Below are 23420 nucleotides of genomic sequence, written 5' to 3' on the forward strand. Positions count from 1 at the left end.
CTTAAGCTGCTGTAATTCGCCGTAGGCGAATAGCAAAAACCGCTTTGAGCGGTTACCGCGTTTCAAGCCCCCGGCTTTGCCGGGGGTTTTGACAGTCTTTGAGGAGGATGGGGGAGGTTTGGAGGGGGAGAGGGAACCCTTCTCCAGAAGGGTTCCCTCTCCCCTCCCCGGTTCAATCTATTGCTTGTTCCTTCTCCCAAAACGGCGGACGGCGTTCCAGCGCTTGCGGATCGGGGCCGTGCGCATGTAGCCGACGGCGATGCAAATCAGAAGGAGCGCTTCGGCAGCGAACGTGCGGAACAGGCGTGCGGCGTCGGCGGCGTAGTCGGAGGAGGTCCAGAGGACGGGATCGGAAGGGTCCATGTGGTAAATCAGCAGGCCGAGCCCGGCGGAACAGACCAGCACGCTGACGATGGCGAACAGCCAGCTGGGGGTGAGGTGCAGCTTCCACAAGGAGGACGGGCGGCAGCACTTCCTCCGTATGGAGAGGACCGAAAGGAGGACGATGAGCGACATCAGGGCAACGAACCAGCTCAGGGAATGCAGCAGAGGGCCGATAATCCCGATGCACAGCATGGCGATGGCCAGCCGGAAGGCGGCGCGCTGCCGATGCTGTATGCCGCGCGTGAGGAACAGCAGCATGACCCCGGCGACGCCCGTCGCCATGCTGGCGAACTCGACGATGCCGAGGGGGATCCATTCCCTGATCTGCGCGAGCCGTTCGGGGCTGACGGGCAGGACGACGTAGAAGCACAGGATGGCTCCGATGCCGAACACCGCGCTCGCCATGATCGTGGGCGCGAAGGCCCGCATCCAGCGCCCGGCGTCGTGCAGCACGCCGGATTCCTGTATGGCCTGCTGGCGGACTTCGTAGATGGCGAAGATGACTGCGGCCAGCAGCAGCGGCAGCAGGTAGTAGATGACGCGGAAACAGAGGAGGGCCGCGAAAACGGCCTGCGGCGAGGCCGTGGTCAGGTGCAGGATCACGACTTCCAGCACGCCCGCGCCGCCGGGGACGTGGGTCAGCACCACGGCTACCATCGCCATCAGGTAGGTGGGCAGGAACTGGAGGAAGGAAACGTGCGCATCCGGGGGAAGCAGGACGTACAGGCAGGCCCCCGCCGCGACGAGGTCGGCCCCGGCCACCACAGCCTGAGCGACGGCGATCTTGAAGGGCGGGAACGCGAATTCCTTGCCGAAGATGTGGATCGGCTTATGGATGAATTTGCAGACGATCAGATAGCTGATGGCGATGAGGAACAGGATGGCGCCGAGGGGGCGGATATCCAGCGGCATATGCATACCCAGTTCCGGCGGGATCTCCGGGGGCGCGATCATGAAAATCGCCCCGACGAGCCCGAGCGCGCCGACCCAGAAGGTGATGGCGAGCATCAGCACCAGCCGGACGATGTCCATCGGGGAAAAGCCCCAGCTTGAATAGAAACGGAAGCGCACTGTACTGCCGCCGAGCAGCGCGCCGAAATTGTAGCTTACGGCCTGCCCGACGAAGGAAACGAGCGACACGCGGGAGACGGGGAGTGTCTTGTGGATGCCTTTGAGCGCCAGCCAGTCATAGCCGATCAGGATGATATAGTTGATAATGGCGAGCAGGACGGACAGGATGATGCTTCCCGTGGAAATCTGGGCCAGGCTCATGCGGATATCCGCGAGGCTGTATTTGCTGATTTCCCTATAGAGAAGATAGACCGCACCCAAGAAGATGCAGCCGACAAGGACGGGGCCCAAGGCGCGCAGCAGTCGTTTCAGAGCGAGTAGAAGTTGTTTCAGCATCATGTCTCCGACATAGACGGTTTGCGGAACGGGGACGGGGGGTCTCCGGAACGGAAGAATAAATTCCGCGCCTTCTTGATACCTGCTCATTCCCCTTGGCGCAAGGTGGCTGTTCAGAAAGAACGCTGATTTCTCGCCGCTGTTTTTCCGGCTGCTTGACCTATCCGTCGGGATGGACTACCTTAGCAGTGTGGCAATCGCACCGAAGCTCCACCCGTCGCGCAGGCGACGGGGGGCGTTTTTTTTTGTATCGGGCGGTTTCCGCAAGAATATTCAGGAGATTCCAACATGAGCAGTATCCCCATTTCCAAAGAAGGTTTCCAGGCCCTTGAACAGGAGCTGGACCGTCTGAAGAAAGAGCGTCCTCACGTTATCCAGGCCATTAAGGAAGCCCGCGAAGAAGGCGATTTGAAAGAAAACGCCGGCTACGACGCAGCCCGCGAACGCCAGGGGATGCTTGAAGCCCGTATCAAGTACATCGAATCGCGTATGGCGCTGTTCAATGTGATTGATCTTTCAACCCTTTCCAGCGAAAAAGCCATCTTCGGCGCGACCGTGACCGTGGAGGATGCGGATACCGGCGAGGAACGCGAATTCACGCTGCTCGGCCCGGACGAGGCAGACTATGCCAAGGGGACCATTTCCATTCAGTCTCCCGTCGGCGTGGCCCTGCTCGGCAAGGAAGTCGGCGACGAGATCACGGTCAACGCCCCGCGTGGCCGGATCAACTACGAGATCATCGACATCCAGTTCAAGAAAAAGACCGCCTGATTTCTATCCCTGCCAGGGGACTGGTGTTTCCCCCGTGCGAGTTGCCGCTCCGGCCGAAACGGCCTGGGCTGTTCCCCGATTCGTACATGCGAACCGGAAACCGGCAGGCGCTGCGGGGGAGACCCATCATATGCACTATGCCCCTTGGACCTTCTGTATCCTGACCTTCGGCTGTAAGGTCAACCAGTACGAATCCCAATCAGTGCGCGAGGCATGGCAGCGCATGGACGGTGCGGAGACGGACGCGCCCGCCGAGGCGGACGTGATTCTGCTCAATACGTGCGCCGTCACCGCCAATGCCGTGACCGACGCACGGCAGGCCGTACGCCGCCTCCAGCGCGAAGCGCCCGGCGTGCCCGTCGTTATCGCCGGGTGCGCCGCCGAAGTGGCCCGCAAGCAGCTTGCCGCCCTGCCCGGCGTGCTCCGCGTTGTGGAGCAGGATCATAAATCCCGCCTGCTCGACGCGCCGCCGCTCGTCCTCTTCGCCGAGGAGGCGGCGGGAAGCGCAACGCCGTTCCCTTCCTCCCCCGCCGAAGCCGCCGCCCGCGCCGCCACGCGCGACCGCACGTTCCCCCCCTTCCATATCGACGGATTCCGCCGGGCCCGTCCCGTACTCAAGGTGCAGGACGGCTGCTCGCACGGGTGCGCCTATTGCATCGTCCCCTTGACGCGCGGCCCGGCCCGGAGCCGCCCTCCGAAGGATTGCCTTGCCGAAATGCGCCGCCTGCTTGAGGCGGGCTACCGCGAGATCATGATTTCCGGCATCAACCTGCGCCAGTACGCCATGCGTGACGAGGGGTGCCGGGATTTTTGGGATTTGCTGTCCTATCTGGACCGAGAACTGGCTCCGGAGTGGGGGAGCGGCGCCCGGCCCGATCCGGCGCGTTTCCGCATCAGTTCCGTGGAACCCGCGCAGCTTACGGAACGGGGCATCGCCACGCTTGCCGAAACCCGCATGGTCTGCCCGCACCTGCACCTGTCGCTCCAGAGCGGGAGCGCGGACGTGCTGAAGGCCATGCGCCGTGGGCATTATACGCCGGAGGCGCTGCTTTCGGCTGTGGAGGGCGTAGCTAAGCTGTGGCCCCGTTTCGGGCTTGGGGCGGATATCCTGATGGGATTCCCCGGAGAAACGGAAGCGCACGCGCTTGAGACGCTGGAAGTGGTGCGGAGCCTGCCGCTGACCTATGCGCACGTATTCCCGTATTCCGCGCGTCCGGGGACAGTGGCGGCGGAGCTTCCGGATCAGGTCGGGAAGGCCGTCCGGCAGGAACGCGCCGCCCGCGTACGCGCGGTGGTGGAGGCCAAGCGCGAAGCCTTCTGGAAGGACACCCTTACATGTGAGCGGCTGCTCGTGGCGCTGGACTGCAACGAGGATGCCGGATCCGCCTCCGGCCAGCACGGCGTGGATGAGTGCTATGTGCCCTGCCGTCTGCGGACGCCGCTGCGGGGGGAAGGGCACACGCTGATCCCCGTACGTCCGGTCTCCGTGAGCAGGAAAGGAGTGATCGTGGAGCCCCTCCGGCCGTGAAGGCTCTATTAAGATTGGTTGAATGGTCAATCTAAGGATTGTGCATTTTTGCAATCTTTCCTTATCTTTTAGATGCGGCGAAGGATAAGAAAGAGCTTCGGGAAAGATTCCTGAAAAGGTTTTATGCAAAAGATAGGCCTGAAATCCTCTTTTCTTGTGAAAAGGGAAGAACAATCTCTGATGAAGTGCTTATCAGTTTCCTTTTGCAAAGAAGAAGACTGAAGAGAAGATCAGAAAATTTATGAGAAGAAGGATAAAAATTCGAGAGGGCATTGACTTCCACTGTCGTGTCGGGCATGGTTCACCCATGAGGAACCGCGTCATTTCCAAGGTGTTTTGGAGATGGCCAAGCGCGGGAATACGGTGTCTTTTTTGATGAGGTTTATTTCATGGCTAAGTCTATCTATGTCGGCAACCTTCCTTGGTCCGCTACCGAAGAACAGGTTCAGAGCCTTTTCGCCGATTACGGCCCGGTCGTTTCTGTGAAACTCGTGAGCGATCGCGAAACCGGCCGCGCTCGTGGTTTCGGTTTTGTGGAAATGGAAGAACCCGGTGCTTCTGCTGCTATTGAAGCTTTGGACAACGCTAATTTCGGTGGCCGCACCCTGCGCGTCAACGAAGCCAAGCCCCGTGCCCCGCGTCCTCCGCGCTACTAGTTTGGCTTGATTCATCTGCGCCCCGATGTCCGCATCGGGGCGCTTTTTTTATGCCCGGTCCAATCGGGAAGGCGAGCCGGAGGGAGCCGGGCCAGGCTGCGGAAACGTGCGTTTTGTGGAAGGCGGGGGCGCCATTCTATACGGCTTCAAGATAGTTGCTGCAATATATTATCCTTTTGGCTGACGGCGTGCTGTGAGGTTCTCTATTGTTGAGGGGAAAGGGGCGGAAGTGGGGCTGCTCATTGAAGGCTGATGGCTGTGGAAGGCATGAAGTCCAGAACTCCGCTTTCCCCAGAGGAATGATGCATCGACCGGAAGAGCCGCGTGGAACCCCGAGGGAGGTTGGTAATGCGCTTCGTAGCGAAGGCCGCGAGAAAATCATGTCTTCCGTGTCTGTCCGAGCTTATTTCGGAGAGAGCAGGCGCTGCGGGGTTGGGTTCTCTTTTGGTGTGGATAGATTTTCCATGCGTGCACTGGCCTTTGGGGGGCCCGCACCTTTTGGGAACGGGGGAACGGGCCGGAAGCGGTGTAAGCCTCGCCGGACGTGCGGTTACTTCATGAAACACCAATCGGTATACTCTCCGGAACGTTGGGATTGCCTCGCGGTGGAGCAGCCGTTATCGTTGTGATGCTGCCGGTGTTTGGGAGGATGGTGTAAAACGGCCGGGCTAGGCTTCACTGTGAGCGATCGTTACGGGGAAAAGCGCTTCCATGCGAGACCGTGCCTTTCCAAACGATGGTTCCGCTGATTTTTCTCTCGCTATTCCGATTTGTTGTGATGGTTCCGCTTTTCGTGAAAAAATGTGCATTTTCGGGGTAGCCAACCGGGGGCATTTGAGGTAGTGAGAGTCGTGTTTGGTTAAGCACTCAAAGTTCCTTGATGGCGCCGTATCGCGGCGGTGGCTCCGGAAACGGCGCCGCCCGTGGGAGCATCCAGTCGAGGCTTCTTTTTCACATCTCTTTTTGACGGTAAGGATTGAACATGTCTGTTCCTGGCAAGATGCACAGTTTTTTTGTTCCGGGCATTTCCCTGATCGGCGTGGGCGCGTGCCACGGTATCCCTCATTATGTCCACACCTACCATATCACCAAGCCGTTGATCGTCACCGACAAGGGCATCGTGAACACGGGGATCCTCAAGATCATTACGGACATTCTGGACGGCGACAACATCCCGTACAGCATCTATGACAAGACCGTGCCGAATCCCACCGATGAAAACGTGACCGAAGGCGTCGCCCAGTATAAGGCCGACGGCTGCGACGGCCTGATTTCCATCGGCGGCGGCTCCTCGCACGACTGCTGCAAGGGCATAGGCATCCTGCTTTCCAACGGCGGTGCGATTTATCAGTATGAAGGCGTGGATAAGGTCAACCACATGCTGCCGCACTACATCGCCATCAACACGACGGCGGGCACCGCTTCGGAACTGACGCGCTTCTGCGTGATCACCGATAAGGAACGCCATGTGAAGATGTCCATTGTGGACTGGTTCCTGACTCCCAACGTCGCGGTCAATGACCCTGTCCTTATGGTCGGTATGCCGCCGTCCCTGACCGCAGCCACGGGTATGGACGCCCTGACGCACGCCATCGAAGCGTACGTTTCCACCAACACCACGCCGATGACGGACGCCTGCGCGGAACAGTCCATCCGTTTGGTTGCCAAGTACCTGCGCAAGGCCGTGGCCAACGGCAAGGACATGGAAGCCCGTGAAGGCATGGCCTACGCCCAATATCTTGCCGGGATGGCCTTCAACAACGCCGGTCTGGGGTACGTGCACGCGATGGCGCATCAGCTTGGCGGCTTCTACAGCCTGCCCCATGGCGAGTGCAACGCCATCCTTCTGCCGCATGTGGAGTCCTTCAACCTGATTTCCCGCCTCGATCGCTTTGTGCGCATCGCGCAGATGATGGGCGAGTGCACTGACGGCCTGTCCGAACGCGCCGCCGCTGAATTGGCGATTTCCGCTATCAAGACGCTGTCGAAGGACGTGGGCATCCCCACGACCATCACCGAGCTCGCCGCCCGGTACGTGAAGGCCATCGATCCCCGCGACATCCCCGCGATGGTCGGACATGCCCAGAAGGACACCTGCGCCGCCACGAACCCACGTACAATGAGCCTGGAAATCATCAGCCAGCTATACAAAGACGTTTTTTAGGAACCGGCAATGAGGGGCGCCCGTTTTTGAAACGGGCGCCTTTTCTTTCCGTATCTGGCCTATTCTTTTCCCATTCCCGGAATGCAATCGGTTGAGAAGGGGAGTGGTCTTGGCCTCCTCATATGGAATTTTCCCGGTTTCTCAGGCGAGGGCCGGGATTTGTTTGGAATCAATGGGGAGAGGGTTTTTTGAGGGAACGGCGGGGCACCCGGAGGGCTTTGGACCTCCGGGGGGGGGCGGGGATTGGCTGAGAAAAGGGGCTGTTTCGCTTTTTTTCATGTCCGCCGTGTCCCCCGCTTTGGTGCCTTGTATACGTAACTCTTTTGAAATACATATTTTTAAAAAGTATGCCCATACAGTTGAGCCGATATAATTTCTTGATGCCCCATAGTGTTTTCTGATACGGAATTGATGACGCCGGAGACCCCCCCATAAGGAAAGCTTTTTCCTGAATAACCCGTCTGCCGTTGTCAAACGCTCAAAGAGAACTTACACTGTGCCCGAGGCTTGGCGGGGTTTGGCGCTGCCGGGCCATACGGAGGTAACTTTTGAATCAGTTTACGCGGAATCTCATGCTCTGGGGGGTCATCTCCCTGGCTATGGTCATTGTGTTCAACCTGTTTAGCCAGCCTCAGCATTCGTCCCAGCCGAGCGTGACGTACAGTGAATTCCTGCGTCAGGCCGCCAAGGGTGAAGTGTCCGAGGTGGTTATTCAGGGGAATACCCTTACCGGGAAAACGACCGACGGCAAATCGTTCCAGATTTACGTCCCCAACGATCCCGGCCTTGTGGATAAACTCATTGCCGAGAAGGTCGAAGTCCGGGCCGAGCCTGTCGAGGACTCCCCGTGGTACATGACCCTGTTGGTGTCGTGGTTCCCCATGCTGCTGCTTATCGGCGTGTGGATTTTCTTCATGCGCCAGATGCAGGGCGGAGCGGGCCGTGCCATGTCCTTTGGCCGTTCCCGGGCCCGTATGCTCAATCAGGAGCAGGGCAAGGTCACGTTCGATGACGTGGCCGGTGTGGACGAAGCCAAGGAAGAACTTTCCGAAGTCGTCGATTTCCTCTCCAATCCGCGCAAGTTCACCCGTCTTGGCGGGCGCATTCCCAAGGGCGTCCTGCTCGTCGGCCCTCCCGGTACCGGTAAGACTCTGCTGGCCCGCGCCGTAGCTGGTGAGGCGGGTGTGCCCTTCTTCTCCATTTCCGGTTCCGACTTTGTGGAAATGTTCGTGGGCGTGGGCGCTTCGCGTGTCCGTGACCTGTTTGTGCAGGGCAAGAAAAACGCTCCTTGCCTTATCTTTATCGACGAAATCGACGCCGTGGGCCGTCAGCGTGGCGCTGGCCTCGGCGGGGGGCATGACGAACGCGAACAGACCCTGAACCAGCTCCTTGTGGAAATGGACGGTTTTGAGTCCAACGAAGGCGTCATCCTCATCGCGGCGACCAACCGTCCCGACGTGCTTGACCCCGCGTTGCTCCGCCCCGGCCGTTTTGACCGTCAGGTTGTGGTTCCCACGCCCGACGTGAAGGGCCGCCTGAAGATTCTTGAAGTGCATACCCGCCGTACGCCGCTGGATAAGCACGTCAATCTGGAAGTCATCGCCCGCGGTACGCCGGGCTTTTCCGGCGCGGCGCTGGAGAACCTGGTCAACGAAGCGGCCCTCCAGGCCGCCCGCCTTGGCCAGGATACCGTGTTCATGCGCGATTTCGAATATGCGAAGGACAAGGTGCTCATGGGCAAGGAACGCCGCAGCCTTATCCTTTCCGACGAGGAAAAGCGGATCACCGCGTACCACGAAGGCGGTCACGCTCTGGTGGCCAAGCTGCTGCCCGGGACCGACCCCGTGCACAAGGTGACGATCATCCCGCGCGGGCGTGCGCTCGGCGTGACCATGCAGCTGCCGGAAGGCGATCGTCATGGCTACTCCAAGGCGTTTCTCCAGAACAACCTCATGGTGCTGCTGGCCGGGCGCGTGGCCGAAGAAATCATCTTCGACACGATTACCACTGGTGCCGGCAACGACATTGAGCGCGCTACGGGCATGGCCCGCAAGATGGTTTGCGAATGGGGCATGAGCGATGTCGTCGGCCCCATGACCATCGGCGAGCAGGGCGAGGAAGTCTTTATTGGCCGCGATTGGGGCCATGCGCGCAACTACAGCGAAGACACCGCCCGCATCGTGGACGCCGAGATCAAGAAGCTGGTGGAGACCGCGCGCGAGAACTGCCACAAGCTGTTGCAGGAAAACATCAATCTCCTGCATGCGCTTGCCAAGGCCTTGCTTGACCGCGAAACCATCACCGGCGACGATATTGATTTGCTCGTCAAGGGCGAACCGCTGCCGCCGTTTGATGCGGACGGCAGTGCCGCGAAGCAGGAACCTGCGGCTCCCGCCCCTGCTTCCGCTGACGCGGGGGGTGAAACCTTCAAGCTGGAAGCGGAACCGTCTCAGGATGGCGGGACGGGCGAGAAAACGCAGGACGAAACCAAACAGCAGTAAACGGCTTGCCCCGGCATCCTGCGGATGTCGGGGCATTCAGCTTTATTAGGACAGCAGCGTGAACAACGAACGCAAATGGATTCTTCGAGGGGGGAGGGTGTTGAACCCTGCCCCCTTTTGTCTGATAGGCATTGTGAACGTAACGCCGGATTCGTTTTCCGACGGGGGAAAGTATATCGATCCGCGTAACGCCGTGGCTCATGGCCTCCGTCTGTTGGACGAAGGGGCCGGGATGCTCGATCTGGGGGCGGAATCCACCCGTCCTTTTGCCGAACCCGTGCCCGAAGGTGAGGAAATCGCCCGGCTCATGCCGGTTGTGGCGCGCCTTCGTGAGCAGCGGCCTGATGCGGTCCTTTCCGTGGATACGTTGAAGGCCGGGACGGCCCGGGCGGCATTGGAAGGCGGCGCGGACATCATCAACGACGTGTCGGCCTGCGTGGCCGATCCGGCGTTGCTCGACGTGCTTGCCGAATACAAGCCGGGGTATGTGCTCATGCACAGTCAGGGCAGCCCGCGCGAAATGCAGGTGAACCCCCGCTACGGGAACGTGGTGGAGGAGATTCTGGCCTTTTTTGAGGAACATCTGGCACGGCTGGTCAAGGCCGGTTTGCCCGAGGATCGGATAGTACTTGATCCCGGCATCGGGTTCGGTAAGAATAAGGATCACACCGTGGCCATCCTGAAAGGGCTGGAACGGTTTGCTTCGCTGGGCCGCCCCTTGTATGTGGGGCTTTCCCGGAAATCCATGTTCCGGGAGATCCTTGGCCTCGAACTGGAACAACGGGCCGAAGCCACCCGTCTGGCTGTCGCGCTGCTGGCCGCGCGGGGCATCCCTTACCATCGCGTTCACGACGTTGCCGGTTGCGCGCAAGCGCTGCGGCTTGTCGAAGCTATGACGCCTCTCGCCTGATCCTTCCGGCGTACCCTGTAAAGCTCATTTTGGAGCCGGATCATGGATTTCCTGTCTTTTTATTGGCGTGACGTGCTGGATATCGCCCTCGTAACGCTGCTTTTATACCGCATCCTGCTTCTTATCCGGGGAACGCGCGCGTTTTCGGCGCTCATCGGTCTGGTCGTTCTGGTGGCGGTGTACGCCCTCTCGCATTTTATAGGCCTCTATTCCTTGTCATGGCTGCTGGAGAACCTGTTCGGTTCGCTGTTCCTTGTCATCGTGATCCTGTTTCATGATGATATCCGGCAGGCTCTTGCCGCGATGGGGACGCAATACCTCTCGTGGAAGAAACGCCCCGCGCCGTCAAATATGGTCGGCGATCTCGTCTGGGTGTGCCAATACTTCGCCAAGCGGCGCATCGGGGCTCTCATCGTTCTGGAAGGCAAGGTGCAGCTTGGCGACATGATGAAGGGCGGGGTAGTACTGGACGCCCGGATATCCCGGGAGCTCCTGCTGACCATCTTCTTTCCCAATACCGCGCTGCACGATGGGGCGGTGATCATCCGCAAAGGGCGCATTGCCGCGGCGGGGTGTATCCTGCCGCTGGCGCAGATGGACCGCCAGAATTTCGGTACGCGGCACCGCGCCGCGCTTGGCGCTACGGAAGTCAGCGATGCGACGGTCATTGTCGTTTCAGAGGAACGCGGCGAAGTGAGCGTGGCCTCTAAGGGCCATTTGGCGGTTATGCCCGATGCCGAACAACTGAAAGAGACGCTGAACAATGTTATCGAACACTAAAGACCCCCAGAAAGGCAACTGGCGCTATCTCTTGGTAGCCTTTCTTCTTGCCCTCGGGTTGTGGTATACGCTCAACGCGCGTGAGCAAATCGAGCGCGTGGTTGAGGTGCGCCTTGATTATAAGGGGTTGCCGACCGGATTGATCGTGACGGGAGGCCAGCTCAATAAAGTCAGCGTGCGCCTCCGCGGTCCACAGGAATTGCTGCGGTCCATGACCAACCGGGAAATTTCCTATACGATGGATCTGTCCGGCGTGACGCCGGGCAAGAACGTGATCCCGCTGACGACGGGGGAAAACAAGCCGCCGGAACTGCGGGCCTATGAGGTGCTTGAAGTCACGCCATCCCGGATGATTCTTGAAGTGGACAAGATCATGGAAACGAACCTGCCTGTAAAAGTGGCGCTGAGAGCTTCGCCCGCTGCCTCGTCGGTAAGGCTGAAAGATCTGGTGGTCGACCCGCCGCAAGTGACCGTGCGCGGTCCGGCAAGCGTGATCGCGTCCATGAAGGAGATACAGGCGGAGATCCCGGTGGATCTCGGGGCGGAAGGGAAGGCCGTCTCGGAAGAGGTTCCGTTGCTTGCCCCGCCCGCTGTGGAGCTCAATCCGCAGGTCGTTAAGGTGACATGGAAAATCGATGTGAAGAGGCGTACCCTGAGTTTGCAGCGCGATATCATTTTTGAGGGTGAGAATCCCAATGTAAGCGCTCAGCCTTCACGGGCCAACCTCATGGTTTCCGTCCCTCAGGCGATGGTCAAAGATGCCGGGTACCTCGCGCAATTTCAGGTTTCCGTCCCGTCCGATACGGCGATGCCTGCGGAAGACGGGGCCGTGAACGCGCCTCTTCAGGTTGCCGTGCCCCAAGGCGGGCGCGTCCTGAAAATCAGCCCGGAAACCGTGTCGATTTCCCGGCATCCGAGTGAATAAGCGGTCTGTTCCGCTGTTTTATAACAAAAGAGATCTTGGAGTAGTTGATGAGCGTTCGTCTTTTTGGGACTGACGGGATGAGGGGCCGGGTCAACAAGTATCCTATGACGCCGGAAGTGGCTTTGCGCCTGGGGCTTGCCGCGGGCACGTTCTATCGGGACAAGAACCGACGCAGCCGCGTAGTCATCGGTAAGGATACCCGCCTTTCGGGATATGTGTTCGAGAACGCGCTGGCGGCGGGCTTGCTGGCGGCGGGGATGGATGTCTTTCTTGTCGGCCCCCTGCCCACTCCTGCGATTTCCTTTCTCACGACCAACATGCGGGCGGATGTGGGGGTGGTCATCTCCGCGTCGCATAATCCATTCAGCGACAATGGGATCAAGTTTTTCGACGCCGAAGGGTTCAAAATCCCGGATGCCGATGAAGATCGCATGACGGAAATGGTGCTGGACCCGAATTTTGACTGGAATTATCCCGAACCCGCGAACACCGGCCGTGCCTATAAAATCAAGGACGCTCCGGGTCGTTACATCGTGTATCTCAAAAACAGTTTCCCCGCGCACTTGTCCCTTGAAGGGCTGCGGGTGGTCATTGACTGCGCCAATGGCGCCAACTATAGGGTCGCGCCGCTGGCCCTTGAGGAGTTGGGCGCCGAAGTCGTTAAAATCGGTACGGAGCCCAACGGGTTGAATATCAATTACCGCTGCGGTTCCCTGTACCCCGAGGCTGTGGCCGCGAAGGTCCGCGAGACGCGGGCCGATATTGGGCTTGCTCTGGACGGCGATGCCGATCGCCTCATCGTCGTGGACGAAAAAGGCACCGTTCTGGATGGCGACCAGATCATGGCCCTGTGCGCGCAGGATCTCATGCAGCAAGGCAAGCTTCCGGGCAACATCCTTGTGGCCACGGTCATGAGCAACATGGCGCTTGAAGTGTTCATGAAGGAGCGGGGCGGTACGCTTATCCGTACCAACGTAGGCGATCGCCATGTCGTGGCGGCCATGCGCCAGCAAGGGGCTCTCCTTGGCGGGGAGCAATCCGGCCATCTTATTTTCCGTGAATACAGCACAACCGGCGACGGTCTCCTTGCCGCTCTTCAGATCCTGCGGATCATGCGCCAGCGGGGGCGGCCTCTGTCGGAACTCGCCGGCCTGCTCGTCCCCTATCCGCAGGAACTCCGGAACGTGCACGTCGAACACAAGATACCGTTTGAGGAAAACGCGGAAATCGCCGATGCCGTCGCCCGTATCGAAGAAGGCCTTGAAGGCCGTGGGCGTGTGTTGCTGCGTTATTCGGGCACGGAACCTTTGTGCCGGGTTATGGTTGAAGGGCAGGATGCGGACAAGGTACGAGTGTACGCCAACGAGCTCGCCGGAATCGTGGAAAAAGCGCTCGGATAGGCAAGGAATGAGGGCTGTGCATGTCTTGATGGCTTATTCCTACAGGAAACAGGCGTACATTCTCATTGTCCTCTGGAAAAAAATGGCCCTTAATGGATTTGTTCAGTTGGAAAGTAAGATGCGTGATTATCCGTACGTGCATCGCCGGTATTTTGTTATTATGAGGCATTTCTTCCGAATAGAGGGAGCGGAGTGGTAAAGAATGGGACGTGGAAAGCCTGCCCCAAAAGATTCTCGAGAGAGAAATGGAGCCACATGAATATTCGTAAGGTTGTCATTCCGGTCGCCGGTTGGGGGACGCGTTCTTTGCCTGCCAGCAAGAATATTCCTAAGGAAATGTTGCCAGTCTACAACAAGCCCGTTGTGCAGTACGTTGTGGAAGAAGCTATCCGTGCTGGTGTGGAAGACGTTATTTTTGTGACCAACCGTGACAAGAGCGTTATTGAAGATCACTTCGACTATAACCTTCAGCTTGAGGGCGTTCTGGAACGCGCCGGAAAGCTGAAGATGCTCAAGGAAGTCCGCGATGTGGCCGAGATGGTCAACATCATGTCCGTTCGTCAGAAGAAACAGCTCGGTCTCGGCCATGCGGTGCTGTGCGCCAAGGAGATGGTACGTGACGAACCCTTTGCGGTCATGGTCGGCGACGACTTTATGATCGGCGATGACGCGGGATTGACGCAGCTTGTCCAAGTGGCGTCCGAACACGACATGCCGGTTATCGGAGTCATGGAAGTACCCGCAGACAAGGTAAACCGTTACGGTATCGTAATGGGTGAAGAAATCACTCCCGGCGTCTATAACATTACGGATATGGTGGAGAAACCAGCCATAGGCACGGTGGATTCCCGCCTCGCCATTGTGGGACGCTATGTGCTGACTCCGGATATTTTTGAACATCTCGCACGGGTGAAGCCCGGACACGGCGGCGAGATTCAGCTTACCGACGCGCTGGCTTCTCTGGCCCGGGAACGCGGTATGTTGGCTGTGAAGATGGGCGGCATCCGTTTTGACGCCGGGGACTGGGTGGATTATTTGACGGCCAACATCTACTTCGGACTGCGCGATGAAAAACTGCGCGACGGCCTGAAGGCCAGGTTGCGCGAATTGCTCGACTAGGCATTGTGGATGACGTTTGATAAACAGGGGAAACCGCCTTTCCGGCACATCCTCCGGCAGGAGGTGCTGCCGGATAAGGTGGTTTTTTCCTGTTCTTTTATTGCATTGAAATGTATTGTTTTCGTTTCTTTTTGAATTGAACCGATAGAGGGAACAAGCAGCGATTCCTGGATAGGCTGCTGTCCACTCCCTAACACCTCAGGATATCCCCTTGCTTCGAACCGTTGCTTTGCTGACGCCCCCATTCGCTTCCTTGACCTATGCCGTTCCCGAGTGGCTTGCCGGGTTTTCGTGGTGCCCCGGCTTGAGGGTCGCCGTGCCGCTGGGAAGAGGGATGTTGCGTATTGGGGTCGTCCTCGGCGATGGTTCCCCTCTGCCGGAGGGGGTAACGGCTCGGCCCATGCTTTGGCCTCTGGAAAAGGAACCTTTGCTGCCGTCCGGGCACATGGAAATGGTGCGCCAGCTTGCTTTGCGCCAGGCCGTGACGCCGGGGCAGATCCTCGCGATGGTGCTCCCCGCGGGGCTTCGGGTGACGCAGATGCGTCTCCGTACGATGGAAGCGCAAGGCAAGGCGCAGATACGGCTGCTGAAGGATTTGCCCAAGCTGCCAGTAGAGGTTTTGGCTGCGCTTGGTGAAGCGTGGATGCGGGGAGGGGCGGAGTTGCTCGGGCCACGGGAAGACGCCGCCGCCAGCGAGCTGTGTGTACTGCGTTGCGATCCGCCGTGGGCTGTGAGGCCGACCGCGACGCGCCAGATCGAGCTTCTGGAGTTCCTGTTGGAACATGGCGCCGTTTCCCGGCGGGAAGTATTGCGGCAAATGGGGCAGGGAGTCGCCCCGGCGCTCGAGTCTTTGCTCAAGAACGGTTTGATTGGCCTGCAATGCCTCGAAGCCGGTTGTGCGGAAGAGGAAACCGGCTGCAACCTGTTGCCTCCCGCATCGGAAGCCCTTTTCGCGCTTTCCGAAGCGCAGGAGGCGGCGCTGGCTTCGTTCCGTGCGGATCTTGATGCCGGGAATCCCGCGTCGCACCTGCTGTTCGGCGTGACCGGAAGCGGCAAGACAGCCGTATATATGGAATTGGCCAAAGAATGCCTGCGCCGTGGCCGCTCCATGCTGCTGCTGGCCCCGGAAGTGGCGCTCGCTTTGAAGCTGCGCCGGGACGCCTCTCTCGCGCTGCCGGATGTGCCGCTCTATTTTTTTCATGGATACCAGTCGGCCGCCCTGCGCGAAAAAACGTTCCGCGAGTTGGCGAAACGCCGCGAACCGTGCCTTGTCGTCGGGACGCGTTCCGCCCTGTTTCTGCCTTTGCCGTCCCTTGGGGCCGTAGTGCTGGACGAGGAGCATGACTCTTCCTTCAAGCAGGATGAAGGGCTTACCTATCAGGCCAAAGAAGTGGCGTGGTTTCGCATCGCGCAGGCTAAAGGGTTATTGGTGCTCGGATCCGCGACCCCGGATCTGAAGACGTTTTACGCGGTCCGCGAGGCGAAAATCCCGGTGTCCACGCTTCCGGCGCGCGTGGGTGGCGGTACGCTGCCTTCGATCAGGCTGGTGGACATCCGGTCCATGAACTGCGTCGAGTCCATTCTGGCTCCGGAGACGCTCTCCGCACTCAAGCAGACGGTGGAGCAGGGGGATCAGGCGGTGATTCTCCTGAATCGGCGCGGTTATGCTCCACTGATGTACTGCATCGACTGTGGGAAGGTGGCCCGATGCCCGCATTGTGATATCGGTTTGACCTACCACAAGGGGCGAGAGCGGCTGGTCTGCCACTATTGCGGGTATTCGGTTCCGTTCCCTTCGCCTTGCCCGAGCTGCAAAGGGCTGCATTTCCATCCCATGGGGCAGGGAACCGAGCGTGTCGAAGAGTATATCGGGACGCTTCTGCCTCCGGGAGGCCGGGTTCTGCGCTTGGATCGGGACAGCACTCGCCGCCCGGGGCGCATGGAGGAGATCCTTGAGTCTTTTGCCCGGCAGGAGGCGCAGGTCCTTGTCGGCACGCAGATGCTTTCGAAAGGGCACCATTTCCCGCATGTGACGCTGGCTGTGGTAGCTGACGGGGACATTGGCCTCAATTTGCCTGACTACCGGGCGGCGGAGCGGACCTTTCAGCTTTTGGTGCAGTCGTCGGGCCGGGCCGGGCGCGGCGAGAAGCCGGGGCAGGTCATTATCCAAACCCGCGACGTGAACCATTACTGCTGGCAGTATGTGAAGAACGGGGACTACGAAGGGTTTTACGACTACGAAATCGCTCTGCGCAAGCGGCGGCGCTATCCCCCCTTCATCAATCTGGCCCTGTTGCGGATTTCCTACCCTATGGACTGGGCGGACGGGCCGACGCAGCTCGCGCGGATTACGGCTCTGCTGCGTTCGGAGAGCAAAGGCGTGACCGTTCTTGGCCCCGCGCCCGCGCCGCTGCCGCTCCTGCGGGGACGCAGGCGGTTTCAGTGCCTCCTCAAGGCTGGAGACTGGCAATCCATCCGTGCCCTTTATGCCGTGCTTCTGCCTCTCGCCTCGCCCCCGAACCTGCGTATTTCACTGGATATCGACCCCGTGAACATGCTGTAGCCCGGAAAACGTTTTTTCTGAAAAGGAAAACCGCCAGCGGAACAACGGATGCCAAGGGGCGCTCGGCGGCTCATCCTGCCTCTTGGGTTCAGCCCTGCAAAGGCGGACGCCGATCGTGCGATTGCGTCCGTTGCAAGCGTGGCGGCGGCCTGTGGCGCCGCTTTTTGTCAGATCTTCACAATGTATGCTTCATCGGTACGAACCGGATGCCGTCGGCAACCTGCTCTCCGCCCGTGCGGACGAAGCCGAGCCGCTGGTACGCCCTGACCGCTGAAGGGGCGGCGTTGACCGTGAGCGGCGCCTGGGGCGCGAGGCTGAGGCGCCGGCTGCGGAACGTCTCAAAAAGCCGGCGGCCTATTCCATGCCTTTGATGAGGGCCGGCGACGAAGAACAGGCAGATATGGCTTTCCCTTGCGGCGATGACGCCGATAGGCTCAAGGCCGGAAAACGCGGCCCACATCGTCGTTGTCCCGTTGGCCAGCGTTGCCGCCATGCTGTCGTATTCGATGAAGCGTTTGAATGTTCTGATGCCCTCGTCCGAAAAGCCGGATGCCGCGTCCTTGAGGAAGACGTCCCATGCCAGAGCCAAGGCGGGCTTGAGTTCCGCCGCGCCGGGTTTCCTGATTTCCATGCGTTTCCGCTCCCTGTGCTCTCTTTTCAAGGAGAGAGTGCAGGCATTCTTCAATAAGGGCAAGGGGTGCGCCATGCCGCTTGACGAATCGGGCCGTGTCGTATAGGCCAAAGCGATTTTGGAGGTATGCTATGTGGGGTTCGTTTTCCCGTGCCCGTAAGGTCCAGACGACGGTGTGCTGCAAGCATTGCGGGATGCCGCTGTTCATTGAGCGGTCTTGCCATGAGGTGCACATGTTTTGTCCCAAGTGTGGGAAGGCGTTTCCGCTTTCCGAGTATATCGCCCTTGCCGACGAGGCGATGGAAGAATTCCTCAGTTCCGTCTATTGCGACAGGATGTAAGCCCGCACGGCCTTCGCGCAGAGCCGAAAAAACATGGTTCCCTCCGCTCCATACCTCTGGTGATTTGGAGGTTTTTGGGTTACAAGGTGGAGATACTATGAAAGAATATCGTGATCACTACTTCCTCAAGGCCAAACAGGAAAACTATCCTGCCCGCTCCGTCTACAAGCTCAAGGAAATAGACGGGCGTTTCAAGATTTTCAGAAAGGGCATGAAAGTGCTGGATCTGGGAGCGGCTCCCGGCTCGTGGTCGCTTGGCGCGGCGGAACGCGTGGGCGCTCAGGGCAAGGTGTTGGCCTGCGATATCCAGAGCACGGTCACCGTTTTTCCTCCCAATGTGGAATTCCATCAGGAAGACGTGTTCCGGCGCTCCGAGGCTTTTGAGCGGCAGCTCGCCGAAACGGGGCCCTTCCATGTCGTCATGAGCGACATGGCCCCGCAGACGACCGGGACGAAATTCACGGATCAGGCCCGCTCCCTTGAGCTCTGTCTGGAAGCGCTTGCCGTCGCCGAAAAGTATCTGGTGAAGGGCGGCAGTTTTGTGGTCAAGATTTTCATGGGGCCGGACGTCGGGGAGCTGCTCAAAGGTATGCGCCCCCGGTTCGCCCGCGTGACCTCGTTCAAACCTCAGAGTTCCCGCGTGGAAAGCAAAGAAACGTTTTTCGTCGGGCTGGGCTTCAAGGGGAAAGAGGCGGACGGCGCCCGGGATTGACTGTTCACGCGGTCCCGGCTATGACCCTCTTCCTTGTTTGAAGGTATGAGGGAGGCCGGACCCCGATTGAGATGCACCAGCCGGAAAACATTGCCCCGGCCTTGTTTTGAAACATTCAGGAGGATTCAATGTCTGGACACAGCAAATGGGCCAACATCCAGCACCGTAAAGGTCGCCAGGATGCCAAGCGAGGTAAGGAATTTACCAAGGCAGCCAAGGAAATCATCATCGCAGCCAAGAACGGCGGCGATCCTGCCAGTAATTCCCGCCTGCGTGCGGCCATTGCTGCTGCCAAGTCGATCAACCTCCCCAAGGATAAAATCGAAGCCGCCATCCGCAAGGGTACCGGACAGGATGCCGGCGGCGACATTATAGAAATCAACTACGAAGGTTACGGTCCGGGCGGCGTCGCCGTCATCGTGGAAACCGCGACCGACAACCGTAACCGTACCGTGGCCGAAATCCGCCATCTGATGAGCAAGGGCGGCGGGTCCATGGGCGAAAACGGCTGTGTGAGCTGGAAGTTCGAACGCAAGGGCGTCATCCAGTTCTCGAAGGAAAAGTACACCGAAGACCAGTTGATGGAAGCCGCGCTCGAAGCCGGTGCCGATGATCTGCGCGACGAAGGCGACGTGTGGGAAATCCAGACCGCCATGGCCGACTTCAACGCCGTCCGCGAAGCCTTCGAAGCCGCCGGGCTGGAAATGATTTCCGCCGAGCTCAATCAGGTTCCCCAGACCACGATGGAAGTCGATCTCGAAACCGCCCGCAAGCTTCTGCGCTTCATCGAGCTGCTTGAAGACAACGACGATGTCCAGAACGTCTACTCCGACGCGGACATCTCCGACGAAATCATGGCTCAGCTGGAAGACTGATTTGGCTGAACTGTTTTGAAGATATAGGGGAAGGGAGGGAAAGCGCTTTTCTTTAGAAACGTTTTCCCTCCCTTCCCGAAATCTGCAACCGCTGGCGTTTAACCAGCGTCCCTCTGTTCCCTTCAAGGCGGAATGCTCCAGAAGCCTTTCTCCGGGGAGCGTATGGGGGCCCCGCCTCCGAGCCGTGCTTCCATTCGGAGCACGGAAATCTCTTCCCTCCTTTTTCTCATGTCGCAGTCCATCACCATCATCGGCATCGATCCCGGTTCCCGGAATACGGGGTGGGGAGTGGTGCGCGAAGTGTCCGGCGTGCTCCAGCTTGTGGATTGCGGGGTCATCCGCCCTCCGCTTGACGGAGAGTTCGCTTCCCGGCTCGGGGTCATCTTTAAGGAAATGCATCAGGTACTCGGCCGTCTGAAACCGGACGAAGCGTCCGTGGAACAGGTTTTTACCGCCAAGAACGCGGCGACCGCGCTCAAGCTCGGTCAGGCTCGCGGTGCGGCCATTGCGGCCTGTGCGGCCTATGATTTGCCTGTGCGGGACTACGAACCCACGGTGATCAAAAAATCGCTGGTGGGCGTCGGCAGGGCCGACAAGGAGCAGGTCAGTTTCATGGTCGGGCGGGTGCTCGGCGTGAAGCCCGATTGGGCCGTGGACACGGGCGACGCGCTGGCCGCAGCGATTTGCCATTTGACCCACCGCCGTTTCGAGCGGCTTGTCCGCCTTTCCGGGCGTTGATGCCCGCCTCTTTCCTTGTTCCGCTGACAGCATTAGAAGGCTGTAGTTCTACTTGAAACCATCCCGTAAATATGTTCCCCTTGAGGAATCACGCGGCAGCTATGCGGCGAAAAGGAGGTTTCTCATGATGGCTCGATTCACTAAGGTGGTCTTTGCGGCGGCGCTTGTTTGCGCTTTGTGCCTGCCTGCGGTTGCGGCGCAGTCTGCCACGGATTTGACCGGCAAGCATTGGTTGCAGTCTTCTCAGAACGAAAAGCTGGCCTTTTTGTATGGCGCATCCAATATCATCGCCATCGAACAGCTGATCGCCCAACAACAGGGAACGCAAGCCTCCCCGTTCGTCACGGCATGGATAAAAGCTTTCGGCAACACCAACTGGACGGATATCCAGAAAAAACTGGACGCGTGGTATGCCGCGCATCCGGATCAGGCGAACCGCGAAGTCTTTGACGTGCTTTGGTACGAATTCATGGTTCCCGCCAGCAAGTAGCTCGGCGGCATATCTTGATAATCCCACCCCGGAAGGGGCGATAGGAGAAGTGCAATGAAACGTCTTTCAGCCATACTTTTGGTCGGCGCGTTGGTTTTCGGGACCGTTGGCTGCACGAACATGAACAAGACCCAGCAGGGCCTCTTGAGCGGCGCTGCCGGGGGTGCGATCCTCGGTGCTGGCCTTGGTGCCCTCACCGGCGGAAGCGGGACGACCGGCGCGCTCATCGGCGGTGGCCTCGGCGCTCTTGCTGGCGGCATTTACGGGCATAGCAAATAGGTGGGGTGAGAGTGCGGGGGGAAGGGAAACTTTCCGGAGAAAGTTTCCCTTCCCCCCGCGCCCCCCATCCCTTCAAAGACTTTCGACTGGTGGGGAGGCGGCGCGTCGGTTTTCCCGAATGGGAGATGTGCCTCTCGAAACCGGTCTGTTTGGTCACAAAAGACAATGAGCTGGAATGGAGAACCATTTCAGCTCATTGTCTTATAAAAATGGGTTGTATTGAAGTGTTGAGAACGTAGGGGATTCTTGTGCGGCCCATTCCCCCACCCAAAGCGCATCTGAAGCCCGCTTATAAAAGTCTTGGGAGGTGGATGGATGGGGGGGCGGGGGAAGCCTTTCTTCAGAAAGGTTCCTCCTCCCTTCCCCCGATTTCTCACACATTGAACAAGAAGTGCATCACGTCGCCGTCTTTGACGACATACTCTTTGCCTTCGGTGCGGAGGACTCCGGCGGTGCGGCAGGCGGCTTCGGTCTTGTACTTGACGTAATCGTCGAAGCCGATGACTTCGGCACGGATGAAGCCGCGCTCGAAGTCCGTGTGGATGACGCCCGCGGCCTGCGGAGCCTTCCAGCCGTCCTGAATGGTCCACGCGCGCACTTCCTTTTCTCCGGCGGTGAAGTAGCTGGCAAGGCCGAGCGCCTTGTACCCGGAGTGGATGACGCGCAGCAGGCCGCTTTCCTCGATGCCGTACGCGCCGAGCATTTCGCGCTGTTCCTCGTCGGAAAGCCCCTGCAGTTCTTCTTCGATACGGGCGCAGATTTTGACGACTTCGATGTTGCGCGTGGCGGCGAACTCGCGGAGGCGGGTCACATGGGCATTGTCCTCGGCAAGGCTGTCCTCGTCCACGTTGGCGCAGTAGATGATCTTTTTGGCGGTCAGAAGGCCGAGTTCATGCCACGCGGCGGCGAAAGCCGGGCAGTCCTTGGCTTCAAAGGTGGAAGCCGGATTGCCGTTGTTGAGGTGCTCCAGAAGGCGGGCCATTTCGTCGGCGGCCACGCGGGCATCCTTGTCGCCCTTGGACATCTTGACCATGCGCTCGTGGCGCTTGGACGTGCCCTGAATGTCGGCGAGCAGGAGTTCGGTTTCAATGGTCTCGATGTCGCGCAGCGGATCGACCGAACCGTCCACATGGGTGATGTCGTCGTCCTCAAAGCAGCGCACCACCTCAAGGATGGCGGCGCATTCTCGGATGTTGCCGAGGAACTGGTTGCCGAGGCCTTCGCCCTTGCTGGCCCCGCGCACGAGCCCGGCGATGTCGATGAAGTCCACGGTGGCATTAATCGTTTTTTGCGGGTGCACCAGATCGACGAGCGCGTCGATGCGGCGGTCGGGCACGGGAACCGTGGCCTTGTTGGGCTCGATGGTGCAGAAGGGGTAGTTCGCGGCCTGCGCGTTCTGTGCCTTGGTCAGCGCGTTGAAAAGGGTGGACTTGCCCACGTTGGGAAGGCCGACGATGCCGATGCTCAATGCCATGAGAGCGTCTCCGGACGGTTATTTTTTGTTGCTACAATCGATTTCCGGCCTGTTGCCGGAACGAATTCCCTCCGCGCCGCCTCCCCATCAGTCAAAGGTCTTGGGAGGTGGAGGGACGGGGGGCGGGGGAAGGGAGGAAGCCTTTCTCCAGAAAGGTTCCTCCCTTCCCCCGGTTCTCCATATCGGTTACTTCTTAATCCACGTCTTTTCCTCGCCCTTGGCGAGACGGCGGATGTTTTCGCGGTGGCTCCAGAAGACCAGCGCGAGGATGATCAGCGAGAGGGGCAGGAGGCCGAATTTGCCGGAAAGCGCCAGCAGGATGGGCATGGCCGTTACGAGAGCCAGCGAACCAAGCGAAACGAAGCCGGAACGCCAGATCAGGAACAGGCAAATGCAGACGGCGATGAGGAGCTGCCAGAACGCCAGAGGGATAAGGACACCAATGGAGGTCGCCACCGCCTTGCCGCCCTTGAAGCCGAGGAAGCAGGAATAGAGATGCCCGAGGATCGCCGCCAGCGCCGTGAGCGTCCAGACAAGCTCGGACGTCGAGTACTGCATGGCGATGAAGACGGGGATGGTGCCTTTCAGGAGGTCACAGGCAAGCGTGGCCGCCCCCCATGCCTTGCCGCAGAGACGCGCTACGTTGGTCGCTCCCACGTTGCCGCTTCCGGCCGTGCGGGGGTCGATACGGCAGAAGGTTTTGGCGAAGACCAGGCCGAACGGGACGGAGCCGATGCAGTAGGTAAGGCAGATCCACAGGATGTCGAACATG

General features: G+C 59.4%; 21 protein-coding genes. 17 read left to right on the plus strand and 4 right to left on the minus strand.

The window, feature by feature from the left end; genetic code table 11:
* Window positions 1-177: 177 nt before the first annotated feature.
* Window positions 178-1791: a lysylphosphatidylglycerol synthase transmembrane domain-containing protein gene (locus T370_RS0111000; protein ID WP_005025447.1), complete on the minus strand. Its 1614-nt coding sequence runs from the start codon at window positions 1789-1791 to the stop codon at window positions 178-180.
* 288 nt (window positions 1792-2079) lie between these two features.
* On the opposite strand from T370_RS0111000, the gene greA reads away from it, so the two are divergent.
* From greA to priA, 11 genes are all read left to right on the plus strand, one after another.
* Window positions 2080-2562, plus strand: a complete 483-nt coding sequence (greA, locus tag T370_RS0111005) for a transcription elongation factor GreA (RefSeq protein ID WP_005025448.1) — start codon at window positions 2080-2082, stop codon at window positions 2560-2562.
* Window positions 2563-2692: 130 nt separating this feature from the next.
* Window positions 2693-4090 carry a MiaB/RimO family radical SAM methylthiotransferase gene (locus T370_RS0111010; RefSeq protein ID WP_029435751.1) on the plus strand — a complete coding sequence of 466 codons (1398 nt, stop codon included), beginning with the start codon at window positions 2693-2695 and terminating at the stop codon, window positions 4088-4090.
* A 389-nt stretch (window positions 4091-4479) separates the two neighbouring features.
* Complete coding sequence (locus tag T370_RS24350; RefSeq protein ID WP_005025453.1) at window positions 4480-4746, plus strand: RNA-binding regulator; 267 nt, start codon at window positions 4480-4482, stop codon at window positions 4744-4746.
* Window positions 4747-5728: 982 nt separating this feature from the next.
* Window positions 5729-6910, plus strand: a complete 1182-nt coding sequence (locus tag T370_RS0111020) for an iron-containing alcohol dehydrogenase (RefSeq protein ID WP_005025455.1) — start codon at window positions 5729-5731, stop codon at window positions 6908-6910.
* A 548-nt stretch (window positions 6911-7458) separates the two neighbouring features.
* Window positions 7459-9411 carry an ATP-dependent zinc metalloprotease FtsH gene (ftsH, locus tag T370_RS0111025; protein ID WP_029435753.1) on the plus strand — a complete coding sequence of 651 codons (1953 nt, stop codon included), beginning with the start codon at window positions 7459-7461 and terminating at the stop codon, window positions 9409-9411.
* A gap of 58 nt (window positions 9412-9469) precedes the next feature.
* On the plus strand, window positions 9470-10321 hold the full coding sequence (gene folP, locus T370_RS0111030; protein ID WP_005025459.1) for a dihydropteroate synthase: 852 nt from the start codon (window positions 9470-9472) through the stop codon (window positions 10319-10321).
* 42 nt (window positions 10322-10363) lie between these two features.
* Window positions 10364-11101 carry a diadenylate cyclase CdaA gene (gene cdaA, locus T370_RS0111035; RefSeq protein WP_005025461.1) on the plus strand — a complete coding sequence of 246 codons (738 nt, stop codon included), beginning with the start codon at window positions 10364-10366 and terminating at the stop codon, window positions 11099-11101.
* Entirely contained in the window at window positions 11085-12026 is a 942-nt protein-coding gene (locus tag T370_RS0111040; protein WP_029435754.1) for a CdaR family protein, read from the plus strand. The genes cdaA and T370_RS0111040 overlap by 17 nt, the downstream gene beginning before the upstream one ends.
* 47 nt (window positions 12027-12073) lie before the next feature.
* The gene (gene glmM / locus T370_RS0111045) at window positions 12074-13426 is read left to right on the plus strand and encodes a phosphoglucosamine mutase (protein ID WP_009733594.1); all 1353 of its coding nucleotides are present in this window, start codon (window positions 12074-12076) and stop codon (window positions 13424-13426) included.
* Window positions 13427-13681: 255 nt separating this feature from the next.
* A complete protein-coding gene (gene galU / locus T370_RS0111055) occupies window positions 13682-14545 on the plus strand; it encodes a UTP--glucose-1-phosphate uridylyltransferase GalU (RefSeq protein WP_029435756.1) in 864 nt (287 codons plus the stop codon).
* A 211-nt stretch (window positions 14546-14756) separates the two neighbouring features.
* Window positions 14757-17108 carry a replication restart helicase PriA gene (gene priA, locus T370_RS0111065; RefSeq protein WP_029435757.1) on the plus strand — a complete coding sequence of 784 codons (2352 nt, stop codon included), beginning with the start codon at window positions 14757-14759 and terminating at the stop codon, window positions 17106-17108.
* A 175-nt stretch (window positions 17109-17283) separates the two neighbouring features.
* On the opposite strand, the gene T370_RS0111070 is transcribed toward priA, so the two are convergent.
* Window positions 17284-17739 carry a GNAT family N-acetyltransferase gene (locus tag T370_RS0111070; protein WP_029435758.1) on the minus strand — a complete coding sequence of 152 codons (456 nt, stop codon included), beginning with the start codon at window positions 17737-17739 and terminating at the stop codon, window positions 17284-17286.
* Between the two features lie 131 nt (window positions 17740-17870).
* Between T370_RS0111070 and T370_RS0111075 the strand changes: the two genes are divergently transcribed.
* From T370_RS0111075 to T370_RS0111100, 6 genes are all read left to right on the plus strand, one after another.
* Window positions 17871-18080, plus strand: a complete 210-nt coding sequence (locus tag T370_RS0111075; RefSeq protein WP_009733597.1) for a dual CXXC motif small (seleno)protein — start codon at window positions 17871-17873, stop codon at window positions 18078-18080.
* A gap of 97 nt (window positions 18081-18177) precedes the next feature.
* Window positions 18178-18792 (plus strand): RlmE family RNA methyltransferase, encoded by a 615-nt coding sequence (locus tag T370_RS0111080; protein ID WP_029435759.1) that lies wholly within the window; start codon window positions 18178-18180, stop codon window positions 18790-18792.
* A gap of 128 nt (window positions 18793-18920) precedes the next feature.
* Complete coding sequence (locus T370_RS0111085; RefSeq protein ID WP_009733599.1) at window positions 18921-19667, plus strand: YebC/PmpR family DNA-binding transcriptional regulator; 747 nt, start codon at window positions 18921-18923, stop codon at window positions 19665-19667.
* Window positions 19668-19895: 228 nt separating this feature from the next.
* Window positions 19896-20405 carry a crossover junction endodeoxyribonuclease RuvC gene (gene ruvC / locus T370_RS0111090; protein WP_029435760.1) on the plus strand — a complete coding sequence of 170 codons (510 nt, stop codon included), beginning with the start codon at window positions 19896-19898 and terminating at the stop codon, window positions 20403-20405.
* Between the two features lie 124 nt (window positions 20406-20529).
* Complete coding sequence (locus tag T370_RS0111095; protein WP_005025485.1) at window positions 20530-20895, plus strand: hypothetical protein; 366 nt, start codon at window positions 20530-20532, stop codon at window positions 20893-20895.
* A 54-nt stretch (window positions 20896-20949) separates the two neighbouring features.
* The gene (locus tag T370_RS0111100; protein ID WP_005025488.1) at window positions 20950-21174 is read left to right on the plus strand and encodes a glycine zipper domain-containing protein; all 225 of its coding nucleotides are present in this window, start codon (window positions 20950-20952) and stop codon (window positions 21172-21174) included.
* A gap of 373 nt (window positions 21175-21547) precedes the next feature.
* On the opposite strand, the gene ychF is transcribed toward T370_RS0111100, so the two are convergent.
* Entirely contained in the window at window positions 21548-22648 is a 1101-nt protein-coding gene (gene ychF / locus T370_RS0111105; protein ID WP_005025490.1) for a redox-regulated ATPase YchF, read from the minus strand.
* Window positions 22649-22834: 186 nt separating this feature from the next.
* Window positions 22835-23419 carry a glycerol-3-phosphate 1-O-acyltransferase PlsY gene (gene plsY, locus T370_RS0111110; RefSeq protein ID WP_005025493.1) on the minus strand — a complete coding sequence of 195 codons (585 nt, stop codon included), beginning with the start codon at window positions 23417-23419 and terminating at the stop codon, window positions 22835-22837.
* Window position 23420 lies beyond the last annotated feature (1 nt).

The sequence above is a fragment of the Bilophila wadsworthia ATCC 49260 genome (assembly GCF_000701705.1).
Taxonomy (GTDB): domain Bacteria; phylum Desulfobacterota; class Desulfovibrionia; order Desulfovibrionales; family Desulfovibrionaceae; genus Bilophila; species Bilophila wadsworthia.